Origin of the sequence: Bradyrhizobium oropedii (assembly GCF_020889685.1) — a bacterium.
Taxonomy (GTDB): domain Bacteria; phylum Pseudomonadota; class Alphaproteobacteria; order Rhizobiales; family Xanthobacteraceae; genus Bradyrhizobium; species Bradyrhizobium oropedii.
This window is the reverse complement of sequence record NZ_JACMYO010000046.1, coordinates 17,949-42,975: the sequence shown is the minus strand read 5'-3', so window position 1 is coordinate 42,975 and position 25,027 is coordinate 17,949. Positions and strand designations below refer to the sequence as shown.

Here is a 25,027-nt window from a genome sequence, read left to right as displayed (position 1 = left end):
TTGTTACGGCCTGAAAAGGATCTATTTCGGTCTCTGATAGCGTCATAGCGGCAAAGCCACAACCCTGGAAGCCATGCCGGAGCCTCGTCAGGCACCATGGCGCGCAGCCAAACGGGGCTATTATTGGCTATCGCGGCACACCATCCGCAGCGTCCGGCGTCGCGCGCCGGAGAGCCCGGAACACCCATCTTCCGCGTTCAGATTTGAGAGGCGGCAGCCTGGTCAAATGCCCGGCGAGCTGCCGGAAATCAACAAGCGCGCGACGTCATAGGCGGCACGACCCGTGCCATACTCGTCGATATCACGCCGAACGGCCTGCGCCGACTGCTTCCAGAGCCGGTTCCACCCGTGCGTGATCGTCTCCGTCCACTCGGTCTCATCACGCAACGTGATGCATGGGACGCGATGGAAATAGGCCTCCTTCTGCACCCCTCCGGAGTCCGTGTAGACTTCAACGGCGTTGTGCAGAAGCTTCGCCATATCGAGGTAACCCACGGGATCGATGACCCGCAAGCCGTCCAGACTGACCCCCATCGCCAAGGCAGCCTGTCGGGTGCGCGGGTGCAGCGGGAGCACAACAGGAGACTTTCGCGACTGTTCCTGCAAGAACTGCACAACAGCAAGAAGCTGTTGCCGATCGCCCGTGTTCTCGGCGCGATGAATCGTAGCGAGCGCATACGTCTTCGCGGCCAGCCCGAGATCGACCAATATCGTCGAGCTCTTCTCGGCCTTGTCGGTCACGAACAAGGTCGCATCGTACATCACATCACCGACGTGATGCACGCCGGCCGTCACCCCTTCGGTGGCAAGATTGGCGACGGCGGTCGTCGTCGGACAGAGCTGCAGAGCGGAGAGATGGTCGGTCACCACCCGGTTGATCTCCTCCGGCATGCGGCGGTTGAACGATCGAAGCCCCGCTTCGACATGCGCGACCGGAATGTGCAGCTTCGACGCCGCAAGAGCACCCGCGAGCGTCGAATTGGTGTCACCGTAGACGACGACCCAGTCCGGCCTTTCAGCGAGAAGGATCGGCTCGATCGCCATCAGCATCCGTCCCGTCATGTCGCCGTGGCCGCCGCCATGGATATCGAGATGATGTCGCGGCTTCGGGATATCCAGCTCTTCGAAGAACACGTCGGACATGTTCGGATCGAAATGCTGACCGGTATGCACCATCACTTCCGAGAGCCCATCGGTCTCCCGGATCGCGCGACTGACGGCCGCGGCCTTGATGAACTGCGGCCGGGCACCAACAATGGTCAGTATCTTCAGCGCCATGGACTTCACTAACGGTGTTGGGATTCGACCAGGCGATGATCCGGTGCGTCGACAGGGTTCGCGGATAGCGTCCTTTGAAGCCCTTCCTTGAACTGCACAAACCGCCGCAAGTCCAAGCGAGATGCAAGACGGCTCAGATCAGGAGCAATGTCGACGGAAGGAGTGTTCGGGTTCACGGTCTCGAACTTCGGTTCGAGGCCAAGCTGCTGACCGATCGTGTTCGCGATCTGCCGGATCGAGAGCATCTCGGAGGCTGCCACGTTGAGCGTATCCGTCCACGACGAAGCAATACTGGCGAGGATGACTTCGACGACATCGTCGATGAAGGTGGGAGCGAGGCGAATCCCTTCCGTTCCGCCGGAGAGCTGGATCGCCCCGCCGTCCTGGATCCTGCGGACAAGCTGCGGAATGAGCCGATCACGCTGGCCCGGACCGTAGGGAAAGAACAATCTCAGAATGCTCAAGGAGAAAATGCTAGAGAACGGCTTCGCAACGACCTCGGAAGCGAACTTGCTCGCGCCAAGGAAGCCGGGGGGCGCCAAGCCGGCGTCCTCTTTCAGCACTCCCGCGAACGGCTCGTAGACCGCCCCTGACGAAAGCAGGCAAAAGTGCTTAACCGACGCTCGAGCCGCCCAATCCAGCAGCCGCATTGTCATGCCGACGTTGACGTCAAACATCTCCAGCGAATCCGCGGGGAAATCGCGGTAGCGGCGCGATTGAGCGCCATGAACAACAACATCGATCGTCTTGGGAAAGTCGGCAGCTTCGATCGAAGCCGCTCCATCCCAAACCACTTTCGTTCCGAAGGCGACCGACGTTCCCGGCCGGCAGACGCTGAACAACTCATGCCCCTCGGCCACCAACCGGGGACCGAGAGCAGAGCCTACGAAACCGCTACAGCCCGTCAATAATATCCGCATGCCGTGTCAGACCGTTGGCTTCGTCAGCAAGACTGAAATCCCGTTCGGATTGGAGTCATTGAAGGCATAGTCCTTGACTCCGAGCTCCTTCATCCAGCCCGCAACCTCGTCATCGCTGTGCTGCCAGGCGTTGTGCGGATGATACCAGTCGAAATTGACCATATTGTTGGTCTCATAGTCGAACGCCTCGTTCCAGAAGCACTTCAGGAAGTTGTAGTACAGCAATCGCTGAACGTTGTGCGTTCCTGCAGGAATTCCGAGCACCGGAATCGGCTTCTCAAGCGTGATCGTAGCGTTCAGCCGCGATAGCTCGCGGCCGAGCTCGGTGATCCCTTCGCAGGCCGCGTAGCATTCCTCCGCGGAAAGCGGCATGAAATTCTGGCGAACATGATCGTCGGCGAAGACGCGCACGGCGCCCATCTTCCGATAGACGTAGAAGAAGAACTGGCCGCCGGGCCTGACCTTTCGGTACAAGGCCTCCACCGCCGCCCTGGTGTTGGGCGTGTGATGCAGCACCCCGTCCGCGATGATGAAGTCAAACGTGTCATCGGGGAACGGAGCTTCCATCAAATCGGCCTGGACGACCGAGCAGTTTTCGAGATCGCGGGTGTTCTCGAACGTCGTCAACGCGGCATCCGATACGTCGAGCGCAAACACCTCGCCCGGACAATTCTCGGCGATGAATCTCGTGTTGAAGCCCGACCCTGGGCCGACCTCGAGCACGCGCTGCTTGGATCGGTAGAAAGCCTTCAAGGCGTCGAGATCTGCCAGCCCGAGCTTCTTGCAGTACCAACCGAAGAGGAATTCCTTATGCTCGGGTTGCAGCCCGTACTGCTTGAAGCGGCGCCACTTGTCCGAGAAGGTCTGATTTGTCTTGGCCTGCTCATGGGCTTCCGGCCGGCTCTGCGCGGTCGCCGGCTTCGGCAAGCCGTACCGTGAGCAGAAATCGGTCAGATCAGGCTGCATCGGCCCGCTCAGGAAGCAGGGAACCCCGTGCAGAATCGGATACCAAAGCGATGCATCGGGCGTCCGGAGGACACCTTCGATGACCTGGCCATCCTGTTGCGTGAAAGCCTCGAGCTGAAGCTCCATTCCGTTCGGACGGAGACGTGAAGACGCAACGGTTCGCATAAACTAGCTCCTACAACTGCAACTAATGGAGGGCGCCGCCATAGGCACCATGTTGCTTGCACCAGGTCTCGAAGCTGAGCAAGCACCAGATCAACGCGACATGGTTCGCCCTTTGCTCGAAATGCTCGTCCAAAATCCGACGTACGAAGTCGTGTTGAAATACGCCTCGCTGCCTAATACGGGATTCCGAGAGTTGCTCCTCGATCCATGGGCGCAGAATCCCTCTGTACCAAGACGCGTCCGGAGGACCAAATCCCATCTTCGGCTTCCGGTAAATCGTGTCGGGGACCAGCGGCCGGACGGCCTCGCGAAACAGGATCTTGCCCGTGGTGCCGTCGGACAGCAGGCCCCAATCCACGCCGAGCAGGTAGTCGACCAGCTCGTTATCCAGAAGCGGCACCCTGGTCTCAAGGGAATGCGCCATGGACAGCTTGTCTTCCAGCGACAAAAGACCTGGAAGATAGGTGGTCAGGTCGACGTGCATGACGGCATCCCAGGGGTCCCGCGACGGAACCGCCTCGATCGCATCTCCGATCGCCGCGATCGGATCGAAACCTCCTGCGGCTCTCAGAAATTCCGGCGTAAAGGCATCGCCGATCTTCTCGGCCGATACCGGGACGCTAAGGCTTGCCCGGTAGAGCGCAAAGGCATCCCGTGAGGCCGCCTGATCTCCCGCCGCAGCACGAAAACGCTGCATGACACGCTGCATCAGGGAAGCCGGAGTCGCCCGCGGCACGATGGCGTATCTGCCGACATACCCTCCGGTGACTTCGTCACCGCCCGTTCCCGACAGGACGACCTTGGCGTCCTGAGCGACACGTTGCGCGATCAGATAGTTCACATAGGCCATTCCCATCCGAGGATATTCGATCGCTCCAACCGTTGCATCGAGATGGCGGGCCAGGGCATCCTGCGGCACCATGAGCTCGACACGTTCGATGTTGAGCTGCTTGGCGACCTCGCGGGAGAACTCGCGCTCATCGACGAATTTGTCGACACCGACATTCTCGAGATCGAAGATGCACGAATAGGCGCGGACGACCGGATCGATCTGATGCGCACCTGCCGTGATCGCAGAACTGTCGATACCACCCGACAGATAGGCCATGACAGGCACATCCGCGGCCAACTGCCTGCGCAGGGCCGCCTGCAATATTTCGCCGAATTCGCCTGCAGCCCGCGCTAGGCCAGGCGAATATTTGCGGTGGTAAGAAGCCGACCAATAGGTGCCGCTGGAATGTCCACTCGCCGCAATTCGTTCGAACGTGCCGGGCTTGAGGAGACGGACGCCGCGGAATGGCGTGCGCCCTCCCCAATTGTTCATGAGCGTGAAGTACTCCAGGGTCGCTGATGCATCGAACTGCTTGTTCAGCAATCCGCTGGCGTACAGCGCACGCACCTCCGAGCCGAACACGAGACCCTTGCCGGGCAACTCCGCGACGTAGACCGGCTTGATCCCGTATCGGTCGCGGGCGATCACCAGCTCACGCTGATTTTCGTCCCAGATGGCACAGGCGAACATGCCGTTCAGCCTGCTGAATAGCCCGTCTCTCCACTGCTCCCAGCCATGGACCAGAACCTCGGTGTCCGAGTGGTCCGTCGCGAAAACATGCCCGGCGGCCTCAAGCTCTTTTCTCAGCTCGCGGTGATTGTAGATCTCCCCATTGAAGACCACCCATACGGTTGCATCCTCGTTGCCCATCGGCTGGTTGCCGGTGGCCAGGTCGACGATCGCAAGCCTGCGGAAGCCCAATGCGACGTCTGCCGACAGATGGAATCCGCTGTCATCAGGGCCACGGTGCTCGATACTGGCCGCCATCTTCCGAATCCGGGCGTTCACGTCCGGACAGGCGCCAAAATGCAGAATGCCAGCAATGCCACACATCTGAACCTACTCGACCTCGGCGCCCGCCGGCGCCAGCACAAACGTACTGTCGGGGCTGCGATAGGCTTCGATCATCGCCCCGGCAATATGATCAGGATCATGCCATCGCTCGACATAGCGACGAGCTCGCTTTCCGAGCTCTGTCCACTCGGCTCGGCGCTCGAGAATGGCCGCAAGATCTTCCGTGAGCCGCCCGGGATCGACGTTCAGGATCGCAAGATCATCCCGCATGGCCGGCGGGACGAACTGCAGGTCGTTTTCCCTGACATAGCACACCACCGGCTTTCCCATCGCCATCATCTCGACGGCAAAGCCGCCGTACCAACCCGCAAGCACCTGGTCAATGGCAAGATCAGCGGACCTGTAGATGGCCATCGCCTCCTCATGCGTTTTCTTTTCAACCAGGATCAGCTCGAAGTCGAACCGTGACTTCAGGCGCTCCAGCGCATCGAGGATCATCTGAGTGCCCTTGATGCTCGCATCGCTCGGCGCGTGAACAATTCTCGGCCTGCCTTCGGCACGGGGATACTCGGGCGAGAAATGACCGATCTCCACATTGGCGTAGGGCAGGAACTGCCCTCCCGGAACGACGTGTCCCAGCTCCGGATTGAGATAGAAGACGCGGTCAAACAGCGGGAGCACGCGATCGATCAGGCGGGACCGGCGCGCATCCAACGACGTGACGCAGGTCTCGTAGGCGGAGCAACGGCCGCTGGCGCACATGGTCCATTCATTCCGCCGATTGCCCTCCCCGGCCAGCCTTGCGTCGCACCCTTGCAGGGTCATGAACCTCTTCTTGCCCAACCCCTTGGCCAACTGGAGGTCCACGGTCACGAGCCGATTCAGCAGCGGCCCCATCCGGCCTACACCTTCGAACGCATAGCCCGGATACAGAAACGTCGTTCCAAAATAGTAGTGGAGCACATCGTAGCGAAGAAGAGCGGACAGCCCGAACCACGTGCTTCGGACCACTTTTCGAAAGTCGCTTGTCGTCTCGTCATACAGAACCGCGTCGGCCGGGTATCGAAACCAGGTCCCGCTTCGAATGACCAGGTCACTCTTGTTGCCGCGCCGGCGCTCGGCACGCGAGAGCGACCAGGGCTGATTACCGATATTGAAAGGGCCGTGAAGGATTTTCATCTTGTTGTGCGACTATGACGGTGTGCGGCCTAGAGAACAGACCGCCCGCGGTCAGTCCATTTGCTGATCAAATCAATCGACGCTGTCGCCGAACCGTTGTCCGACGATGTCTGGTCGAGACATCGGATCGACGTCTGCCCCATCGACCTCGGCACGCCTGATCCAAATCGGAGCCGCGCCGGTTTGCACAACGACACCGGATGGAAGGACGCGCAAGATGCGACCGGGAATGCGAGGAATATCCCGGAACAAGAAGCGGTCGTATCGCTGAATCCTAAGAACTTTCCATTTCTCAGAGCCGAGATACGTAAAGGCGCCCGGGTACGGCGGCACCTGCGCTCGGACAAAGTCGCAAATCTGGCGATCGGTCATCGTGAAGTCGATGAGTCCGTCTGCCTCCGTTCTCTTCGGGTAGTGGGATGCGAACCGGCGATCCTGGGAGTACCCGCCCTCCCCCGCCTGCAGCTTTCGAATTGCCGTTAGAAACAGGTCCGCCCCGACATCCATCACCTTTTCATAGAGGGTCTTGACGTCGTCATGCTCTGTTATCTCGACGACCTGGGCAGCCATGATGTCGCCGTCGTCGGCTTGGGCGGTCAAGCGGAATACGAAGACCTCGATATCCGACTGTCCATGTATGATGTTCCAGACCAGCGGCGCCCTCCCCAGCCCGAGAGGCGGATGGCCCGCATGGATCCCCAGCGCACCCAACCGGGCCAACGAAAACACGTCAGGCGGAATCAGCCGATTCCATCCGTTCACGATAAGCAGGTCGAAGTCTATCGCTTCCACATCTGCAACTTCGATCTTGTATTCACGCAGCTGAATACATCTCAGTCCGTGTTCCAGGCACCAAGGCGATACATCAACATATCCGGACACGAGGTACTTCGTCGCCAGTTGCGGTGGGATAGTCACAACCGCTGCGACGTCAATGCCGGCCTTAGTCAACTGCGCGAGACCGTGCAGGCCGTTCTCGGCGCAAGTCACATAAAGAACCTTCGCACCTTGAAGGGACATCTAGTTGCCCAATCCATGGAAGTACGGCCCCTTCAGAAGAAGGTCCTTTTCGAACCACCAATCTGGATGGACCAATACCTGAAAGCGGGAGTGCTTGTTGAAATGCTCCGTCGGATCTCCCTCCCGCCAAAAGCCGTTCGAGTCCGACAGATATTTCATGCCCCCGAAGAAGCGCTTTTCAAGCGCATAGTTCCGGAAGCCCCCGTCGAGGGGATCGAAACTATCGTGGTAATTTCCCGTCTGGTGGACGACCTGACTGATGTCGCGATGTTCGGAGGCCGAGTGTATTTCAAGCCCGGTGATTGCTTCGAGCACCGCCTTCTCCTTACGCAGCAACTCAACCGGCGGCATCTCAAGGGCTCGTCCGATGGTCATGGCCTCGAAATGCAGGCCTATCTCGTGTCCCATTCCGCGCAACGCATGGATGAGACGATACACATGCGGGGTGAAGCAGTTGTACTCGTGCGCATGAACCCTGAAGAAGTAGGTTGCCGTAACCCCGAGGTCAGACTCAATCAAAGCAAGCTGACTCACACCATTGAGAGTGTAGTCGATATCGTGCCGCATGATCAAAGTACGCTCGTTCGCGGCATCATATTTCTCAAACGAACTGACCTTGTAGCCGTTGTCGAGAGCGGTGCGCAGGAGGTGCCGATAGTACTCAAACGTGAATGGCTTAGGACTTGAAGGGCTAGACATTGAGGTGGACCACCCGGAATTAGAGGTTTCTTCAGATCGAGATGCGTGTGAGGTCGACAAGCCCATCTGCAATTTCACCTGGCGCATGTCCTGCGAAGACATGACCAAAACTTGCAGACGGTTCAGGCAAGGCTCGCTTCATGGCTGGATGCCCTTTGCAGAAGAGATCGTTCGCGGCTCAACTGCGATGCGGGTTCGATAGGCTTCCAGTTGCAGCTCAACGATCCTCTGGGCCGAATGATAGCGTTGGATCCAGGAGCGCCCGGCATCACCGATCCCGCGCCTGTCATCTCGGTCCGCGATGACTTTCCGCAACGCCTCGGCTATCTCGTCCTCTGTTGAAGCCGACAGAATGGGCGGCGCCTCCGAAAAGAATTCTTCCGCTGACTGAAAATCGACGTTGGTGATGACGCGCCTTCCAAGCGCCAGCGCTTCGAAGGTAACCCCTCCGAATGAGGGAAGAACGAATTGATCCAGCACGGCATGGCTCGACAAATATGTTTGCCAGAGCTGCGGCTTCCGCATCGGTGAAAGCCATTGCACCTTGGCCTCCAGGTTCAAGCTGCGTATGAGTTCGCGCGACCTGTCGAGGTCGCGCCCCCACTCGATCATGACAAGCCGCGACTGATCATTTTCCCGCGAGACCGTCGCAAAGGCTTTGATCAACCTGTCATTGCCCTTCACCAGGCTGGGGTCCGCATCCAGCCAGTCATGGCGCGCTGGATGAAAGAAGACGACGCAGTCATCGGGGGGACGAATTGCGCCGTTTGCGGCTTGGAACTTGGCAAGCCTCGTATCGTCGAACGCATGCGGAAGCGGGGTAATCCGATCCGGCGGCACGCCAAGCCGTCGTGCGGCAGGTACGCAATCGATGTTGGTGACGAAGACGTGGTCAGCTCCGAGGAACACGGTGGCGGTTAGTCGCCCGAGGCTATCGTCCTGAAAGGGAATTGCCCTCAACGTCCCATGCTCATACCCAAAATACGGGCGCTGGGCGAGCAGCGGCCAGGCACCATCTGTTGCATAGGCCTGGACGACGTCAAACCGATCCATCAAATTCACGAGCGGCGCGAGCCGCGCCCGGTAGCTGGCAAAATCCGCGGCGCTAGGCGGAGAGGCCGGTGCATTCCCTTGCCTCCAAACGGCAACAAGCCGTTTCTGCTCCGGATCAACATCCCTTGCCAGAACGCGCCGCATGAAGATATCGCGAGCCATCGCCGGTGACCGACGAATCCTTCGTTTGATTTTCTGGCCGAGACGGATCGCGCAGGCGGTGGCAGTCTCTCCAGACACCGACTGCCGGGCCCGATCGAGCGAGCGTCGAAATCCGTCGGCTAGGCCGGCCTGTCCGTCAACCTCAGCGGAGATCATCGAGCAGCACAACTCGAGGGGCCCGGAGGCAAACCATCTCGGCCGCTGGTAGCCGCCGAGATCAACCTTGGTCCAATCTGGGTAGAATGGATCGCCGAGGTCGCCCTCGAACGTCGCCTCTTCCCACTCGGGGGAAGCCATAATGTGGTAAGTTTCATAGGCGATGACGTAGGCATCGATGCCGTGCTGGCGCTGGATCCTGGCATTGTTGAACGCATTGTTCGCAATGTTGCCGAGATGCAGCACGCGCAGAGCTCGCCCGCGATCCTCCCGAAAACGCCGATGCCAATCGAGGCCGCGCGACTGCGACTGAAGCGAAGGCGTGATTGTGCCGAACGTGTCGACCGATGTCACCGGAGATTCCCTAGCGGCGCGATCATCAGGGCGCCTTCATGAGTGCATCGAGGCCATCTGACGCAGGCAGCCTGGCAATCTGGAATGGATGCTGCCAATTCCCGACAACAGGAAGAGCATTGCGTCGAACTTCCTCGCGATCCTGCGCGGACCGAATGCGGTCGACGACGATCGGTGGAAAGTTTGCAGTGTCCCGATACAACTGCCCCAGCCGTGCGGCGACCGCCGATATGCCATGCCATCGCTCGACATAGCGCCGGCCCTGCTCACCGATTTTGCGAAGGCAATTGCGGTTGCGGATGATCCACAACAATGCCTGCTCAAGTTCGTCCGGAGTTGCATTAATGATCGGGCACTCCTCGGGCGCCTCAACCAGATCCGCGCTTCTAACGAAGCTTAGGACCGGCTTCCCGAGCGCCATCGCCTCGAGCGCGGTGTAGCCGTAAGCGCCGCCAATAAACTGGTCCGCCACGACGTCGGATTGCGCGAAAAGCGCGAGAACCTCGCTGTTGGGAACGCCTTGTATCTTGCAATACTCGATATCGTATCCCTGCGCCTTCAGCCCGTCGATCGTCCGCTCCAGGTACTTTGAGCCCTTGAAGTGCGTGTGATTTGGCGCGTGAGCAATACGAAGGGGACCGGACGGCGTATCCGGAAGAACTGCACTCAACTGATCCAGATCCAACGGCCAGTAGTTGATATGTTTTGCTGTCGGCATGTAGGTCAGCATGTCGCCGAGCGAGACCAACGCGGTGACGTTCTTGGTCAGTTCGGAAACATAACGCTGAGCCTGAGCGTCGTGACATGTGCAATATTTGGGCGCTTCCGTGCAATCGACACAAAAATTCCATTTGCCGAGGGCCAGAGTCGCTTGCCTGGTACGAACGTCGGCACCATACGCATAAATATAGACGCGCTTTCCAGCCCGCCGTAGAGCCGCAAGCTCCTCAAAACTGATCTGCAAACGATCCGTTGAATCGAGCAAACCGCGGTCGGCGAAAAAGTGAAACACATCATACCGGATCAAGGCCCATGCGAGCACCACCCGCTGGAACGCAGGTCCAAGTCCATGCCTGAGTGCCAGCAGGTACGGGCGTTGAAGATTTAGATCGAAGCGCGACGTGATGACGTAGGTTGCGTAGACAAGAGAAGCCGATCGAAAGCCGAGCAACCGATCCGCCCTCGCCTTGAGGTCCAGGGTCAAGATCGGCGTTACGCCCCACAAGGTCCTGGGTTGCCCGCGCCACAGCCGCACGGCTCCAAATCCTCGAGCGGCGTAAACCGCGAGCCTGAGAATGCCCCGGGATAGAGCAGTCGCGCCGCGCACGGCAAAGCTTCGAAGCATTCGCTTGAGCGCCGGCAACAGCCCTCGTTTCGGTGATCTTGCAAGCGACCATGACGTGAGCATCCACTCTCGAACGCTCCGCGGCAATACCAGCCGCGCGAACGATCTCAGTAGATCTCTCATTGCACGGACCTGTAGGTCCGGGATTTTCTCAGGCTGTCGTAGAGCGAAACGACCTTCTGCCACTCCGACTTTGCATCCAGCGTTGCGAGGGCCTTTCGCGTGCTGGCAGCGAAACTCGCTCGCAGCTGCGCATCTTGTGTCAGGCGGTTGATCGATTCTGCGATGGAACGCGGATCATACGGATCAAACGTCAGCCCGACCTCATGCTCAAGCACAAGACGCTTCGCCTCAGGATAGTGCGCCACAAGGACCGGAAGATCCGCCGCCAGATACTCGAAAATCTTGTTTGGGAGCGCAAAGGTGAAGTTGCGACATAGAGCCGGCAACGTCCAAATCCCGGCGTCCGCCCCCCGGGCGGCCGCCACAACGTCCTTCGACGGAACCGGCGGCGCGAGTATAACCCTGCCCTCGACGCCCGTGCGTCGCGCCAACGCCAGATAGTCGGGCCCAAACAGATCCAGAGACGGGCCTCGAATGACGAAAGTACAATCCGGCGCATAAGCCAGGGCTTCAATGATCGGCTCGATCAGGCGAGTAGGTCCGGTCCCTCCCTGCCAGAGCAGAACGAAGGTCGATTCGGGCAATCCCAGTTGCTGCTTCAGCGGCGGATAATCGCGTGAGGGAGTAACCGCAATGTCGGGAATGTTACGGATCACAACCGGACGGGTACCACCGAGTTCTTCCTTCATCGCATCGGCAATTGAATCACATACGGTGATGGTCGCGGATGCTTCCGTAAGACAGCGAACTTCCAACTCCTGAAGCGCGCGTTTCCAGTCGGCGGGATACGGCGCCCAGGCGGACTTTTGTGCATCCCAATGAACGTTTTCGGAAAACCACTCGTGGAAATCCACCACCAGGTGAGCACCCCGGTATTTTGCGGCCGCCATCGCGGCATATGCCGTGGCCAGATCATGGGCATGGAATGCGAATGGCTTTCGCTTCACGGCTTCCCAGTAGAGCTGATCGGCAAGGTAGCCCGGCTGCTCGCTGATGAAAGTCGCAGCCGTCCAATCAGCGTACTTGATGTGAACCCGCGGTCCCCAATCGAGATTGAAGGATATCCCGACGCCCTTCGATGGCTCGGGACAGATCACCGTCACGTCGTATCCGGCAGCAGCAAGCGCCCGAGCTTCCCTTTCAACTCGTGGGTCCACGCGCAAATCGGAGACGACAAGCATTACCACTTCGCGACCGGAGGCAGATCTCCCAATCTGTCGACTTCTCGACCTGGCATCTCCCGCAGCAGCCATCTTCGGGATGCGGGCCTGCGCGAGCCGCGCGCGATAATTCGCAAACCGTGTGACCGACACATTCCACAGGCCGAAAAGAAAATAGAACACCGGCCGCAACGCGTGGAAGACAGGAGGGAACTTCTTGATGAAAGATGATATCTGCTTGAGCATTCTGCGGTAACTCTAAGAAATCAGCATCGGCGTGGCGGGAAGCGCCGTCACCACTGACCTAGCAACAAATTGCTATATGCCTTGCACTGGAGAGCAACAATTCTCTCCGCGGAATGGAACGTCGACATCCATTGCGACCCAGCTGCACCTCTGCGTTGGGAATCAAGTGGATCCTGGATGACCTCCCGCATTCGCGCGGCGCACTCAGCGACGTTGCCGGCCACGAGCAACGGCGGCTCCTGACCGAAGAACAAAGCTGTCTGCTCTCGATCGATAGCGGAGATCAGCCGGACGCCCAACGCCATTGTCTCGAATCCGACGCCGCCCAGAGCCGGAATGACGAATTGGTCAACAACCGCATGCGACGTGCAGTAGCGCTGCCAGAGCTCCCGTTTCGACATCGTCGGAACCCATTCAACCAACTTCGACAGGCCCAGTTCCTCGATCAACTCCTTGCTGTCGGTGACTTCCTGACCCCATTCGACGAATACAAGCTTGAAGTCGCTTCGTTCGCGCGCGATCTCCGCCGCCGCGCGAATGACGACGTCATTGCCCTTCCGCCACGATGCGGCTCCGTGCTTCCAATGGTGACGCGAGGGACTAAAGAAAATGACGGGTCCGCTCTTCGGCGGGGCGAGTTCAGGATGCGCCGCCCGAAACTCAACCAGTTTTCGGTCGTCGAATGCATGCGGCAGGTGGAACACCCGCTCCGGCTTCAAACCCAGCCGTTCCACCTGCGGAAGCACGTCAGAATTCGTGACGAACGCGGCCGGCGCATGCTGAAACGAGATGCGGCATATCAAGCCGGTCAGGTTGTTCTCGAACGGAATGTCGCGAAGCGTTCCGTGCTCGTAGCAGCAGAAGTTCTTGACGCCGTTCATCATGGGTATCAGGCCGTCGATGGCATATCCCTGAATGACGTCATAGTGCGGGAGGATATCCTCGAAGGCCCTTGGATGCTGCGTGATGTACTCCTCGCGATACTTAAGTGATTGGCCGTCGAGCTCGGCGGGGTCCTTCCTGATTTCGGCCAGCAGCGTCTCGATTTCCTGGGCTCGCGTAACGGGATCCGACATCGATCGCGCCACGCAACCGGATTCCGAAACCGGAACGAGTTTGAGCATGATGCGCTCCAGGAGCGCCAGAAAGCTGTGCACCAGCGAGCGGGCAAACGAAGACGACTTCTCAAAGATTCCGCCAGAGCGCAGGCGGCGAACATCTTCCCGCAACGTACCGAGCGCAGCGCGAGCCTCCGCATCAGCCTGCGGACCTCGGCGCGTAATCCTCAACCACGCGGCGGCCGATATCCGATCCAACCAGTTCGCCTCGGAACGCCCCGTCTTGGATTCGCGCCCGAGCACGCCGTTTGCCACGAGCGTCCCAAGCCATATTCTGTACAGGCTGAGAGGTTGCCTGTCTCCGTACGATGACCGAACCGGCCCGCCCAGCCAAAGGCGGAATCTCAGATGCCCAGAAACATATTTGGCGAGGAATCCCGCATCGTCGCCGGAACGTGCATCCTGAAGAGCCGCCAACTCCAGATCCAGCCATTTCAGATATGTCGTCGTTCTCCAGCCCGCGTTCTTCGCGCGAAGGTACTCGATGCAGAGCCCTGCTGGACCCTGGACGAACCAACGGGGCCGCTTCCAGCCCTTCAGGCTTGTCGCCCACCAATCCGGCCTGAAGGGATCCTTCCCAAGCGCCGAGGTCCCCTCTTGGAACGCGCCGTCCTCCCACTCGGGGCATCCCATGATGTGGTAGTAGTTGTAGCACAGCACGTCCGCATCGATGCCGAACTTCCGCTGAATGCGGGCATTGTTGTAGGCATTGTTGGCGATATTGCCGATGTGAAGCACGCGAAGCGGTCGGCCCGTCTTTTGATGAAAGTCGCTGATCAGACGCAACGCGCGAACGTTTTCAGCCTCAATCGCCCGTGCCGAGCCAGCTTGACTCGGATGACTCTCGGAGTCGACTTCAACATAGGAAACTGACACTGGCTTAGGCGCTCCGTGCATTAGTCGCGAGCCGGCATGACCAATTCGAATGTTCGAACAGGGATCGCTTCGAGGACGTCACGAATTCAGCACCTTCGCGCGTTCGGCGAGTCTTGCATTCAGCGACTTAGGCAAGTCTGCAGTCGCCACATACAGATCCGCCAAATGCGCACCGAGCGCCTCTACCGAGTAGTTCTTCCGGACATATTGTCGGCCGGCGGCTCCGGCTTCGGAAAGCCGCGCGCGGTCCGAGACCAGCTGGCGCAACACTTCCTTGATCGTCTCTGGATTTGCCTCGATGATCGGGCAGGCTTTACGATCCGCGATCGCCACTCCGTCGTGCAAATAGCAGATGACGGGGCAGCCAGATGCCATTGCTTCAACGGCAGTTAGACCGAAGGATCCGCTTATCAGCTGGTCGACAAGAACGTCGATCTTCTGCATCGCCTCCAGTATTTCATGGTGCGGCTTTCCGCTCAGTAGCAAGAGCTCGACTGCATGACCTTCAGCCTGCAGGAAGTGGATTGCGCCTTCCAGATATTTTGTCCCCTTGAAATAGCCGTGGTTCGGAAAGTGACCCACAACCAGCTTTCCATCCCCTTGAGACCAGGATCGTCGGGGAGAGAATTTATTAATATCGACCGTCAGGTACGGCACGTTTCGAGCGCCAGGGATAAGCTTCATGGCCAGCCCGTGCGCCACCACGGCAGTCGAGTATTCTCTGATGATCTGCAGCATGGCAGCGCCGCCGGCATCGTCGCAGACACAATAAACCCCCGGATCAGGACATTCGGAGCAGAAGTTCCATTTTCCAAGCGCCAGGTTCTTCTCGCGCATTCTGTGGTCGGCACCGTATGCGTAGGTATAGAGCCGCTTGCCAGCCTGGCGATATATTTCCATCTCGCGCACCGCAATTCCAAAGCGGGGACTGCCATAGCCACCGGCCGGTTCGATGATGCCGCGATCATTGTAGAGATGAAAGAAATCGAAGTTGGCAATGGCCCAAATCAGCATGAGCCATCGAAACAGGAACCAATCCTCGCCACGCTCAGCTACAAGACGCGCCTGAATTTCCGAGCATACGACATCAAAGTTCGACGAAGTGTGGTAGGTGGTGAACACCAGCGAGCGGGCGTTCACGCCCAGGGCGCGATCTGCAGCAACGCCCGCGCTTAGATTGACGATCGGCGTGACCCCCCAGAGAGAGTTCATCTCGCCTCGTAGCAATCGATCCGCAGCGATCACGCGACAATCGGCCACCAGAGCATCCCAAAAGTCGCGCGCATCAGGGGATTGATCGGGATTTAGAAACGGTCGCAGCGCATCCAGCATGGAAGTGAGGAGCTCGTAGTCGCCCTCGGCAGCAACCCGGTTCACATTCTCGATGATCGCTTGATCTACGCGTCTTCGCTGCGGTGTCGGGGAAAGCGCAGAGACAGCCGCGCCAAAATTGTGGTTCTTTCGCGCGAGCTGGGAGAGCCTGGGAAAGCGCGAGCCCCCCAACATGTAACGAACCGACCGAAATAGCTTCGAAGACACCGACTGCGTTCCGCACTTGTCTCAAGCGCTGGCTCGATTGATGCAATCAACCACCCGGCGCTGATCCTCCTCCGTCATGTTCGGAAAAATCGGCAATGTGATCGTCGTGTCCTCCGCAAGTGCCGCGTTCGGAAACCGCTCAGGGCGCAGGCCATACTTGTTCTTGTAGTAGCCGAGCCGATGCACCGCATGCGTGCCCGGTCGGGTCTGAATTCCTGCGGCAGCCAGCGCCGCCATCACCGCGTTGCGGCGCTCGCGATGCCCGTCAACGATACGGATAACGTAGGATTGAAATGCATGCCCATCGACGTCCCCGCCGAGCGGTCGCGCAATCGAATTGTTTCCTGCCAGCAACTCGGAATAGCGGCGCCCAAGACGCCGGCGTTCTGCCAGCAGCCGCTCGAGCTTGCCCATTTGCGCCACGCCGACCGCTGCCTGAATGTCGGACAAGCGCAAGTTGAAGCCGAGATTGTCAAACGTCGCCATCGTCCACGGGCCGTGAGGCTCGATCGACGGATCCGGAGCGCCTGTGGAGCCGTGGTTGCGCTGCGATCGCACGCGTTCCGCAAGATCATCGCGGTTAGTGGTTACAGCGCCGCCCTCTCCCGTCGTGACGGCCTTACGCGGGTGGAACGAAAAGCAGCCGATGTCGCCAATCGCGCCAACCAGTCTGCCCTTGTAGGTCGTGCCGATCGCGCATGCGGCGTCTTCGATCACTTGAATGCCTCGCGGCCGCGCAATGGCCAGGATCTCATCCATCGGCGCGGCGAGGCCGAACAGGTGGACCGCGATGATGGCCTTCGTGCGTGGTGTGATCGCGGCTTCCAGCCGTTCCGGATCGATATTGAAGGTCGACAGATCGACATCGACGAAGACAGGCTTGGCGCCGACGTATTCAGCCGAGTGCGCGCTTGTGACCCACGTGAAAGCGGGAACAATCACCTCGTCTCCCGGCCCAAGTTTCAGGGCCATGGTCGCCAGATGCAGCGCGGCGGTGCAAGACGTGCACGCAAGGGCATGCTTGACGTCGTGCTTCTCTGCAATGAGCCGCTCGAATCGTTCTGTGAGCGGCCCCTGCGTAACCCATTTCGAGTCGAGGCACTCTCGCAGCAACGCAATTTCAGCTTCGTCGAAACTCGGTTCTGTGATGTTCATTGGATCGCTACTCTCGATGCCTGGAATCCGGCGGTGCGCTGAGGGACAGGTCTTTGACCTGACCTTAGGCCGAATACACTTCCACTCCGTAAGGTACCAGCTTCGCCTTCACTTGATCGAAATAGACCGGGCTAATCGCCAACGCCACGTGCCGGATCCCCAATTCCTTGATCTTGTCGAGACCGCCCACCGGACGTCCGTTCAAGCCGCTTCCCCATGTGGAACGATTTTCATCGAGATAGGCCGCGATCTTCCCGGCGTCGAAGCCAAGGTAGAACGGTGCAAACAAGCCCGACGACCCGAGGCCGAAAATGGCGAATGGCTCTCCGGACGCATCAGCGGCCTTGCGACACCGATCGATCGCATCCATCGCGCTCCTGGCCACCATCGCGTTCTGATCGACAGTGTGCTGGTTGAGCTCTGCCACATTCACCGCATGCGGCTTCGGAGCAGCAATCCTTCTTAGCAGAACAAAGATCGGCACACCTGCCTCTTTCGATGACACCACGTCAAATCCAGCGGCGTGCGCCAGCGATTCCAATGAATGCAAGGTAAGCTTCGAAAGGTGGTCTGCGCAAAACAGATCGTTCGGATTCTTCGCAAAGTTGGGAACGCGAATGTAGAAGAAGCCTGCCTCCTTGAGGTGCCTATGCGCCCACTTCAACATGTCGAGCGGATTCTCGACATGCTCCAGAACGCCCAGGGCGACGATCAGATCGAAGCTTGCCGATTCGGCGTCAAAATCCTTGTAGTCGCAGCGTCGAAGCCGAGCGGCCGGAAATCTCTTCTGCAGCACGTCGAATGCCGAGCTCGGCTCGAATGCCGCCGCGCGCCAGTCGCGAGATTCTTCAAGAAAATGTCCTAGGAAGTCGCCCTTTCCGGCGCCTATCTCCAGCACCGATCCGCCGGTCGGCAGATTGGTCATTTCCCTCAGAATCTGGTGCGTGCGCTCCGCTTGCGAGATGGGAGCCGGCCCCGAGAAGCTCTGGATTGCAGCGTCCGGGCTCTTCATCATAAGATTGTAGCTATCCTTGTAGAAGGCTTCGGCCCGCCCCCTCGTCCCGCCGGCGTTGAATATGAGGCCGCATTCCTTGCACAGCCGATTGTCAAGGGACGCCTCTCGAAGCACCATCATGTCGGATGTGATGCAGGTCCCGGAAAAGGACGGGTAGATATCGCTTAGGTGCGTCGATTCGCACACCGGACATTGTGCTGTCATAAGCTCACTCCTTGTTGATCCGCTGCCGTCTGTCGAGTTCAGATCGCCAATTAGCCAAGCGGGTGCTCCTGCAAGCCCCGCAGGATTGTCATTTCCTTGTATGGAAACCGGACCGGGATATTCTCTCCGTAGACATCTCTTCGGACGAGAATGTCCGGTTCGTTGTATCCAGCCATTGCCCTCAGCGAGGTCGTTCCCGAAAATCGGGGATTGATCTCGAACGGGATCACGGCACCGTCCACGACACGGCATTGCACGTTGATCGGAGCTCTCGGCGAGAGTGAGCCGGCAATTTTCTCGCACGCGCTTCGCACGTCGGGCCAGTCGGCAATATGTCCCTGAGAAATGCCGGTCGATATCACAAGCCGCGACCCGAGATCGGGACGGCCCGACCGGTTGGGGACCTGAGTACGGATCGTCAGGGCGTTGTTGATGACCCGCCTGATCGCAATCGAATTGAGGAGGGTACCATCCGCACCGAACAGCACGCCGACCGTATATTCGTCGTCCGAGGTTCCGATGTATTCCTGGATAATGAAGGCTTCACAGGTCGCAAGCAGATAACGCGCGAAGGCCAACAGTTCTTCGCGCGATTGAACGATGAAGACATTCGCCGACCCACCACCGCCGACAGACGGCTTGAGGATTGCCGGCAATGTCTCCCATTGGTCGAGATCCGACAGCGCGCGCACTTCCATGAAGCTCGGCGCCGACAATCCGCACGAGGCCAGGTGAGCCATCGTTTTCGTCTTGTCCTGGCAAATCTCAAGAACGGTCGGTGGATTGACGGGCACGTACAGGCCGTCAGCCTCGAGCGCGGATCGCGCTCGGCTCAGAACAGCCATCTCGGGTTCTGATCCATGAAAGACGGCAACACATTTTTCCGACAGGGCCAGTGATCGAAGCTCATCCAGATACGCGGGGTGGCTCGCCCGCGGCAATTGCACAAACTTATTGACGAGGTTTCGGTTTGCGCACAGATCGCTCACGTCCGTGCCCACGATGTCGTACTCGAGCTCGCCCAACCGGAGAGCCTTGAGTATTTGTTCGCCGTGACCGCCTCCGCCGATGCCCGTCAGCAGAACCTTTGCGCGTCTACTCTTCAAGATTGTACCTCATTCGCTTTGAAATCGGCGCACCTCTCAAGTAGCGAAGCGACCGGGGGCGCAAGCGGATAGCGCGACAGGATTCGACGACAGGGGCCTGAGATATCGAACCGGATGATCTCTGCGGCCCGCTCGCCTGGATCGTAGATGCAGACCGATCCCCGAAGGTCACTTCCTCGCGGTAGGCCGCAACTCCCTACATTGACAAAGAGCTTGTCCGCGTGCTGCCGCACAAAGGGATGATGTGTATGTCCCATGAAGACGACATCTGCGTCCGTCTCCGCATAGTCCGACAGGCTGCTGTCCGGATATACGTAACCTTCCAAAGGGTCCGTTGGGCTGCCATGAACGAACAGGATCGTTCCACGCTCATCACGGACGGTCAATTTCGACGGCCAGCTCCGAACAAAGTCGCGCTCATCGTTGCTCAGCAGCGCAAACGTCTCGCGATGCCGATAGATCGCCTCACGGTCCGCAGTCGTCGTCTGCCGGACCAGCATGTCATCGTGATTTCCTCTTACGATGTGAATGCCGCCGGCCCGGAGTGCGCTGACCACTCCCTTCTCCGGGATGTATCCCACCGAATCCCCAAGAAAGTAGATCACGTCAGCTTTCGCGTCTGCCAGAACGGCCAGCGCCAGCTCGAACGCCTCGATATTCCCGTGAGCGTCGGACAGAACGCCGAGGCGCATACTCAGCTGCTCCGTCGGCCCAAAAGCCGCGCCCAGGAGAAAGCCGGCCGAACGTCAGCCTGCCGCTGCTCGGGACGGCTCTCGAACCATGCGAGGCATTCGCTCATCGTCCACGGAAAGAATCCGTCGTCGACGACCTTGCGAACCGCGTGATGCATTCCTCGGGTCTTGTCGATGTTCTCCGGATGCAGATTGACGACGATCACGCCGGGGACGCCGCTCTTCCGAATATCGTCCGCAAGTCCGAAAATGCAATCCGCCGATTGATCATCATCCCAGCCGTGCACAAACACGATCCCGTCGCCGATGGCGGTCAGGATGCTCCAGTGATCCGTGAGCTTGTCATCGAGCAAAAGTCTTCCGGGTAGCAGCGAGCCGTTGAGCATGCGACCATCAAGCCCGGGCAGGTTGGAGCTCCCCCTCACGCCGTGCGCATTCCATGGCTCGGCATGTTTCCAATACCCGTCGTTCAGAAATCCATGGTTTCGGACAGTCCGCGCGTCCTCTCCCGTCAGCTGCTTGAACCAGTTCGCCTGTTCCGAGAACAGCTCAGCATATTTTTGCGGCTCTTCAAGCGCATCGGGATGCAGACCCAGTTCGACGCGCCCGCGCGACTTGAGTTGCGCCAACGTCTCCGGTGTATGCTTGGTAAGCGGATGAAGGAAATATGTAACCGGCAGCGAGCCGAGTGCTTCCAGCTGCGCGGCATACCGACCGAGCGCGGCTTGATCGTCATCGCCCGTGATGACGATCGCACCCGGCGCTCCATTCGGCAACATCGGACGCCTGGTCTCACCACATAGGCGCGTCAGCGCATCCGAGAGGGCTTCGCACCACCAGTCCGCGTGACGCTCACGCGGATTCTCACCGGCAAGCTGGCCTTCAAAGAGATAGTTTGGCCGCTCGCCAGCGAAGCCCCACATCGCATCCGTAGGCCGCTTGTCGGCGGCCGCGGGATCGCCCTGGCGATATCGAACGAGGTCCGAAACGATATCGGTGCCGGCGAATATCATCGAGCCGCCTGCGGAGGTGCATAAGCAGAGCCAGGCAGCGCGCCCCTCGTCATCGGTGACGACAGGCACGCCTTCCGCGGCCACAAATCGCATATACGAGTGCAGGGTCCGTAGCCGTTTCCAGGGCTTCGGCCCCGCCACTTCGGCCTGCAGGACCCGCGGAGAATCGACGGCCCTCGCTTCCGACCTGACGGCGAATGCCTTCGCGAACCCAACGGCCGGCAATACTGCCACGACGGAACCGCCGCGACCAAGAAAGTCGGACGCTCGGCTCACGTCCTCGCTCTGAGGACGATACAGAACCAAAGGCCCGCCGTCCAACGACGGCGAAGCACCAGGAAATCCGAAAACGCGCAGGAGGTGGGCAACAAATTCGCTACCGGCTCGCGCGGACACAAAGGACTCCGCGGCGCGATAGCCCACGCCTCTGAGGTGCTCTTCTAACGCGGGCGGTTCCCGACGGTATCTTTCCGGGCGACGAAACATGCTTCCCTGAATGATCGGCAACGACGTCGATCCGAACTTCGTCTTGAAGTAGGATACTTTCGAGATCGGCCAATCGCGCGGCACTTCCGGAAACCACGGTCCAAGACGATACGTTCGAAATCCGGCACGCTTGGCCCACAACATCGCGTTCCAATGCAGAAAATCGTTGGGACGGAGCTTCAGAGCATCGGATCGGGCGGCTCCGGCCATGAAGTGCACGGCCATCTTGTCGCTGAGCACGATCAATCCAGCCAACCGGGTATCTCGTTCACGCACGAAGAGCAGATGCGCCCGGCTCTGCGCGAAAAAGCCGTCAAGGACCGCCTCGTAGTAGGAAACCGGCGGCAGCGCCTCTCCCGTCCTCACGGCCGACTCTTCGGCTATTTCCAGGTAGTCCTTCAGAGGCGATCGATCCGTGGCGACTTCAAACGTGAGGCCCGCCTTGAGCGCCTTCCGAACTGCCCTTCGACACCCTTCGTCCAAATTCGAAAACAGATCGTCTTCGGATTGGTCGAGATCGATCAATTGATCGGCATTGACCGTCGAGAGACCCGGGAAAGGGCTCATTCCATTTGGGCCGAACGAGATTCCCAGATGGAATCCAAAATCTGTCACCCAAAAAGGTATTTCCTCGCGCGAGGCGGCGCGATTGCTCGGCGCAAGATTGTGCGAATTGAGCTGGATCCGATCGACATCGTACAGCTCGGCCAGTCGAAATATCTCGTCCATGGCCGCGGTGCGGAGCGCTTTCTTGGTACCGCGGTCAATCCGCTCACTCGTAGCCAAGCCGGCATGACGATGGATTCCCGAGTGCAGAAGGCGCTCACCAAACGGCGTACCTGTCCCATCGCTCAGATACAGCGGCTGAATACCGACGATGTCGTCGTTGTTGATCAGGGCAAACGACAGGTTGGCGTCGACAAAGAAACGCTCCTCGATCGAGACCCACGCGGTATCGTGGTTCAACCAGGCCTCGGGCGAAGAGGCCGCCAGCGAATTCCAGCGGCCACGATCGACGTCGTGAAATCCGACGATTTTCATTTAGCGACAAAGATCACGTTGAAGCGCGTGCCGAGATAGGGATTGCGCGGGTGGATGTCGACAATCTTTGTCTCGACCCGAAGTCGCTTTCCGAGATCGATGAAATCCTCCTTGAGGAAGTCATACGATACGATTTCCGGCCTGATCTGCGCCGCAGTCGCATCTTTGGTAACTCCGAGATAGCTTGCAAGCTTGGCCAAGGAATTGAGCTTCCGTTGCTTGACCATGGTTTCGAGCGGCGGGCGGGCGGCTAGCTGTGCGCCGAATCCAGCCGCCAGTTGAGCCGCGATCTGCTGAGACTGTTCAAGTTTACTCCGGTCAGGCACCGAGCCGACGAGAACGCGCCCGCCTGGGCGCACGACCCGAAGCATCTCTCGAATGACCTGTTCGCCGGTCCGAAACTTCGGAAAGTTCGAGAACACATCATAGCAAAGGGCGGCGTCAAACTCGCGGTCACCGAACTGCAAATTCTCCCCAGCGGCCTGGTGGAAGTCGGCATTGTGGAGCTCGAGCCGTCGCGCAACGCCGAGCGGGGTCTCCGCCAGATCGACGCCCACATACTTGCCCACGTTCGGCGCAACGAGCAGCGCGAGAAGACCGGCTGCGCATCCCACCTCCAGAACCCTGCTGTTCTGGTCGATCTGCATCAGACTCAAAATGTGCGATTTGAGATCGGCAAGCAGGCGCTCGTCGGTCCAGAGAAACGGATTTCTGCCGGCAACGTAACACAGGTCATCCAGCGTCGGCTTCTCCGATATCTGGCGCGCGCGCAGCTCAAAGAACGCCTCGAGCCTGTCCTGCCATTCACCATCTGTCATCGTCGTCATCAGCTTCGCTCGATACTGCAGGTGAATTTCGGGTCGTAGAGATAGTTGAAATGCCACAGAGAATTACGGGCTACCGAGAACTGCGCCGCCTTTTCCACGTAGTGCAGGATGGCTTCGGAGCCCTTCGGCAGCATGTGACGGCACAGAGCGGCAGAAATGTAATATTGCCCTTCGCCAAGAGCGAGCTCGGGCACCTCGTAGATGACGCTTCCGCGTTCCGGCAAACCATTGACCGCATCAAGAAACAGGCCGCCGTCATACCCTTCAATTCCGGCAACCGCCTGGAGGCGTGCGGTATCGATCCGCAAACTTGCGTAAATCTGCTTATGCTCGGAGAAGCCCGACCACGAAATTCGTATCCGAAGCGGTTCCCCGTTCTTGACAACGCCGATCGGCTTGCCGTCGACGTCAAGCACTTCGACGGCAGTGATCTGCAAGGTACCGCCGCCGAGCTCGTATTTTCCGGTTTCGGCCGTACTCTCAATCGACTCGCTCAGCTTCTTGGTTTCCCGGAGATTGCGCGCTTCCTCGATATCCCAAACACTCTGCTCATAGGCCTTGCTGACGCGCTGAGCATTTCCGTGCATCAGCACCCGCCCCTTGTCGATCCAGATCGCCTCGTCACACAGCTCGCTGATCAATCCGCTCGAATGCGAAACGAACAGGACGGTGGCGCCGCTTTCGCAGATCTGACGAACCCGTTTCATGCACTTGTTGACAAAGGCGGTATCGCCGGCTGCGAGCGCCTCGTCGACGATGAAAAGCTCCGGATCGACGCTGATCGCCGTGGCGAAGGTGAGCCTCGCCTGCATGCCGCTCGAATAGGTCCGGAACGGCTGATCGATCACTTCGGCAAGCTCGCTGAAATCGATGATCCAGGGAACCTTAGCCTCGATCTCCGCCCGCGTCATACCCAGGCACATGCCACCGAGGACGATGTTGTCGCGACCCGACACATCCGGATGAAAGCCGGTCCCCAACTCCAGGATCGCCGACAGCTTGCCGGCCACCTCGACACGCCCGGTCGTGGCATCCAGCAGTCCGGCGACGATCTTCAGGAGGGTACTTTTTCCCGCGCCGTTCGGCCCGATGATGCCGACCACGCGTCCGCGCAACACCTCGAAGGAAACATTCTGGATCGCCCAGTGCTCGTGGTGCCGAGGCTTTCCGGTGACGATCTCCTTCAGGAAATCCAACGGCTGCTGATAGAGCCGATAGGCCTTTCCGAGATTAGTGACGCGAATAGCGAATTCCGGCTCGGCTGAGACCACAGGCGGAATCAG

General features: G+C 59.2%; 19 protein-coding genes. All 19 read right to left on the bottom strand.

Features of this window, described 5'->3' with window-relative positions:
* Positions 1 to 222 precede the first annotated feature (222 nt).
* Entirely contained in the window at positions 223 to 1,278 is a 1,056-nt protein-coding gene (gene wecB / locus H8A95_RS15315) for a non-hydrolyzing UDP-N-acetylglucosamine 2-epimerase (protein ID WP_274617417.1), read from the bottom strand.
* 8 nt (positions 1,279 to 1,286) lie between these two features.
* Positions 1,287 to 2,198 carry an NAD-dependent epimerase/dehydratase family protein gene (locus H8A95_RS15310; RefSeq protein ID WP_229183890.1) on the bottom strand — a complete coding sequence of 304 codons (912 nt, stop codon included), beginning with the start codon at positions 2,196 to 2,198 and terminating at the stop codon, positions 1,287 to 1,289.
* A gap of 6 nt (positions 2,199 to 2,204) precedes the next feature.
* Entirely contained in the window at positions 2,205 to 3,164 is a 960-nt protein-coding gene (locus H8A95_RS15305) for a class I SAM-dependent methyltransferase (protein ID WP_229183889.1), read from the bottom strand.
* A 187-nt stretch (positions 3,165 to 3,351) separates the two neighbouring features.
* Entirely contained in the window at positions 3,352 to 5,214 is a 1,863-nt protein-coding gene (gene asnB, locus H8A95_RS15300) for an asparagine synthase (glutamine-hydrolyzing) (protein WP_229183888.1), read from the bottom strand.
* Positions 5,215 to 5,220: 6 nt separating this feature from the next.
* Positions 5,221 to 6,354 carry a glycosyltransferase gene (locus H8A95_RS15295; protein WP_229183887.1) on the bottom strand — a complete coding sequence of 378 codons (1,134 nt, stop codon included), beginning with the start codon at positions 6,352 to 6,354 and terminating at the stop codon, positions 5,221 to 5,223.
* A gap of 72 nt (positions 6,355 to 6,426) precedes the next feature.
* The gene (locus H8A95_RS15290) at positions 6,427 to 7,374 is read right to left on the bottom strand and encodes a methionyl-tRNA formyltransferase (RefSeq protein WP_229183886.1); all 948 of its coding nucleotides are present in this window, start codon (positions 7,372 to 7,374) and stop codon (positions 6,427 to 6,429) included.
* Entirely contained in the window at positions 7,375 to 8,175 is an 801-nt protein-coding gene (locus tag H8A95_RS15285) for a polysaccharide deacetylase family protein (RefSeq protein WP_229183885.1), read from the bottom strand. It lies immediately after the preceding gene.
* 36 nt (positions 8,176 to 8,211) lie between these two features.
* Positions 8,212 to 9,798 carry a glycosyltransferase family 4 protein gene (locus H8A95_RS44155; RefSeq protein WP_229183884.1) on the bottom strand — a complete coding sequence of 529 codons (1,587 nt, stop codon included), beginning with the start codon at positions 9,796 to 9,798 and terminating at the stop codon, positions 8,212 to 8,214.
* 25 nt (positions 9,799 to 9,823) lie between these two features.
* A complete protein-coding gene (locus H8A95_RS15275; RefSeq protein ID WP_229183883.1) occupies positions 9,824 to 11,161 on the bottom strand; it encodes a glycosyltransferase in 1,338 nt (445 codons plus the stop codon).
* Between the two features lie 101 nt (positions 11,162 to 11,262).
* The gene (locus H8A95_RS15270) at positions 11,263 to 12,672 is read right to left on the bottom strand and encodes a glycosyltransferase family 4 protein (protein WP_229183882.1); all 1,410 of its coding nucleotides are present in this window, start codon (positions 12,670 to 12,672) and stop codon (positions 11,263 to 11,265) included.
* Positions 12,673 to 12,719: 47 nt separating this feature from the next.
* Positions 12,720 to 14,666 (bottom strand): glycosyltransferase, encoded by a 1,947-nt coding sequence (locus tag H8A95_RS44150; RefSeq protein ID WP_229183881.1) that lies wholly within the window; start codon positions 14,664 to 14,666, stop codon positions 12,720 to 12,722.
* Positions 14,667 to 14,744: 78 nt separating this feature from the next.
* A complete protein-coding gene (locus H8A95_RS15260) occupies positions 14,745 to 16,172 on the bottom strand; it encodes a glycosyltransferase (protein WP_229183880.1) in 1,428 nt (475 codons plus the stop codon).
* A gap of 54 nt (positions 16,173 to 16,226) precedes the next feature.
* Positions 16,227 to 17,360 carry a DegT/DnrJ/EryC1/StrS family aminotransferase gene (locus tag H8A95_RS15255; RefSeq protein WP_229183879.1) on the bottom strand — a complete coding sequence of 378 codons (1,134 nt, stop codon included), beginning with the start codon at positions 17,358 to 17,360 and terminating at the stop codon, positions 16,227 to 16,229.
* 64 nt (positions 17,361 to 17,424) lie between these two features.
* Positions 17,425 to 18,579 (bottom strand): class I SAM-dependent methyltransferase, encoded by a 1,155-nt coding sequence (locus H8A95_RS15250; RefSeq protein ID WP_229183878.1) that lies wholly within the window; start codon positions 18,577 to 18,579, stop codon positions 17,425 to 17,427.
* A gap of 50 nt (positions 18,580 to 18,629) precedes the next feature.
* Positions 18,630 to 19,685 (bottom strand): ATP-grasp domain-containing protein, encoded by a 1,056-nt coding sequence (locus tag H8A95_RS15245; RefSeq protein ID WP_092115534.1) that lies wholly within the window; start codon positions 19,683 to 19,685, stop codon positions 18,630 to 18,632.
* Positions 19,682 to 20,377, bottom strand: a complete 696-nt coding sequence (locus H8A95_RS15240) for a metallophosphoesterase family protein (protein ID WP_229183877.1) — start codon at positions 20,375 to 20,377, stop codon at positions 19,682 to 19,684. Before H8A95_RS15240 ends, H8A95_RS15245 begins: the two co-directional genes overlap by 4 nt.
* Positions 20,378 to 20,379: 2 nt before the next feature.
* Entirely contained in the window at positions 20,380 to 22,917 is a 2,538-nt protein-coding gene (locus H8A95_RS15235) for a GNAT family N-acetyltransferase (protein ID WP_229183876.1), read from the bottom strand.
* Entirely contained in the window at positions 22,914 to 23,744 is an 831-nt protein-coding gene (locus tag H8A95_RS15230; RefSeq protein WP_229183875.1) for a class I SAM-dependent methyltransferase, read from the bottom strand. The genes H8A95_RS15235 and H8A95_RS15230 overlap by 4 nt, the downstream gene beginning before the upstream one ends.
* A complete protein-coding gene (locus H8A95_RS15225; RefSeq protein WP_229183874.1) occupies positions 23,744 to 25,015 on the bottom strand; it encodes an ABC transporter ATP-binding protein in 1,272 nt (423 codons plus the stop codon). The genes H8A95_RS15230 and H8A95_RS15225 overlap by 1 nt, the downstream gene beginning before the upstream one ends.
* Positions 25,016 to 25,027 lie beyond the last annotated feature (12 nt).

Excerpts from the sequence above, each read along its gene's own strand:
- H8A95_RS15290 (WP_229183886.1), bottom strand. The coding sequence starts at position 7,374 with ATGTCCCTTCAAGGTGCGAAGGTTCTTTATGTGACTTGCGCCGAGAAC.
- H8A95_RS15240 (WP_229183877.1), bottom strand. The coding sequence starts at position 20,377 with ATGCGCCTCGGCGTTCTGTCCGACGCTCACGGGAATATCGAGGCGTTC.
- H8A95_RS15310 (WP_229183890.1), bottom strand. The coding sequence starts at position 2,198 with ATGCGGATATTATTGACGGGCTGTAGCGGTTTCGTAGGCTCTGCTCTC.
- H8A95_RS15230 (WP_229183875.1), bottom strand. The coding sequence starts at position 23,744 with ATGACGACGATGACAGATGGTGAATGGCAGGACAGGCTCGAGGCGTTC.
- asnB (WP_229183888.1), bottom strand. The coding sequence starts at position 5,214 with ATGTGTGGCATTGCTGGCATTCTGCATTTTGGCGCCTGTCCGGACGTG.
- H8A95_RS15305 (WP_229183889.1), bottom strand. The coding sequence starts at position 3,164 with ATGCAGCCTGATCTGACCGATTTCTGCTCACGGTACGGCTTGCCGAAG.
- H8A95_RS15250 (WP_229183878.1), bottom strand. The coding sequence starts at position 18,579 with ATGACAGCACAATGTCCGGTGTGCGAATCGACGCACCTAAGCGATATC.
- wecB (WP_274617417.1), bottom strand. The coding sequence starts at position 1,278 with ATGGCGCTGAAGATACTGACCATTGTTGGTGCCCGGCCGCAGTTCATC.
- H8A95_RS15255 (WP_229183879.1), bottom strand. The coding sequence starts at position 17,360 with ATGAACATCACAGAACCGAGTTTCGACGAAGCTGAAATTGCGTTGCTG.
- H8A95_RS15260 (WP_229183880.1), bottom strand. The coding sequence starts at position 16,172 with ATGTTGGGGGGCTCGCGCTTTCCCAGGCTCTCCCAGCTCGCGCGAAAG.
- H8A95_RS15235 (WP_229183876.1), bottom strand. The coding sequence starts at position 22,917 with ATGAAAATCGTCGGATTTCACGACGTCGATCGTGGCCGCTGGAATTCG.
- H8A95_RS15270 (WP_229183882.1), bottom strand. The coding sequence starts at position 12,672 with ATGCTCAAGCAGATATCATCTTTCATCAAGAAGTTCCCTCCTGTCTTC.
- H8A95_RS15295 (WP_229183887.1), bottom strand. The coding sequence starts at position 6,354 with ATGAAAATCCTTCACGGCCCTTTCAATATCGGTAATCAGCCCTGGTCG.
- H8A95_RS15285 (WP_229183885.1), bottom strand. The coding sequence starts at position 8,175 with ATGTCTTCGCAGGACATGCGCCAGGTGAAATTGCAGATGGGCTTGTCG.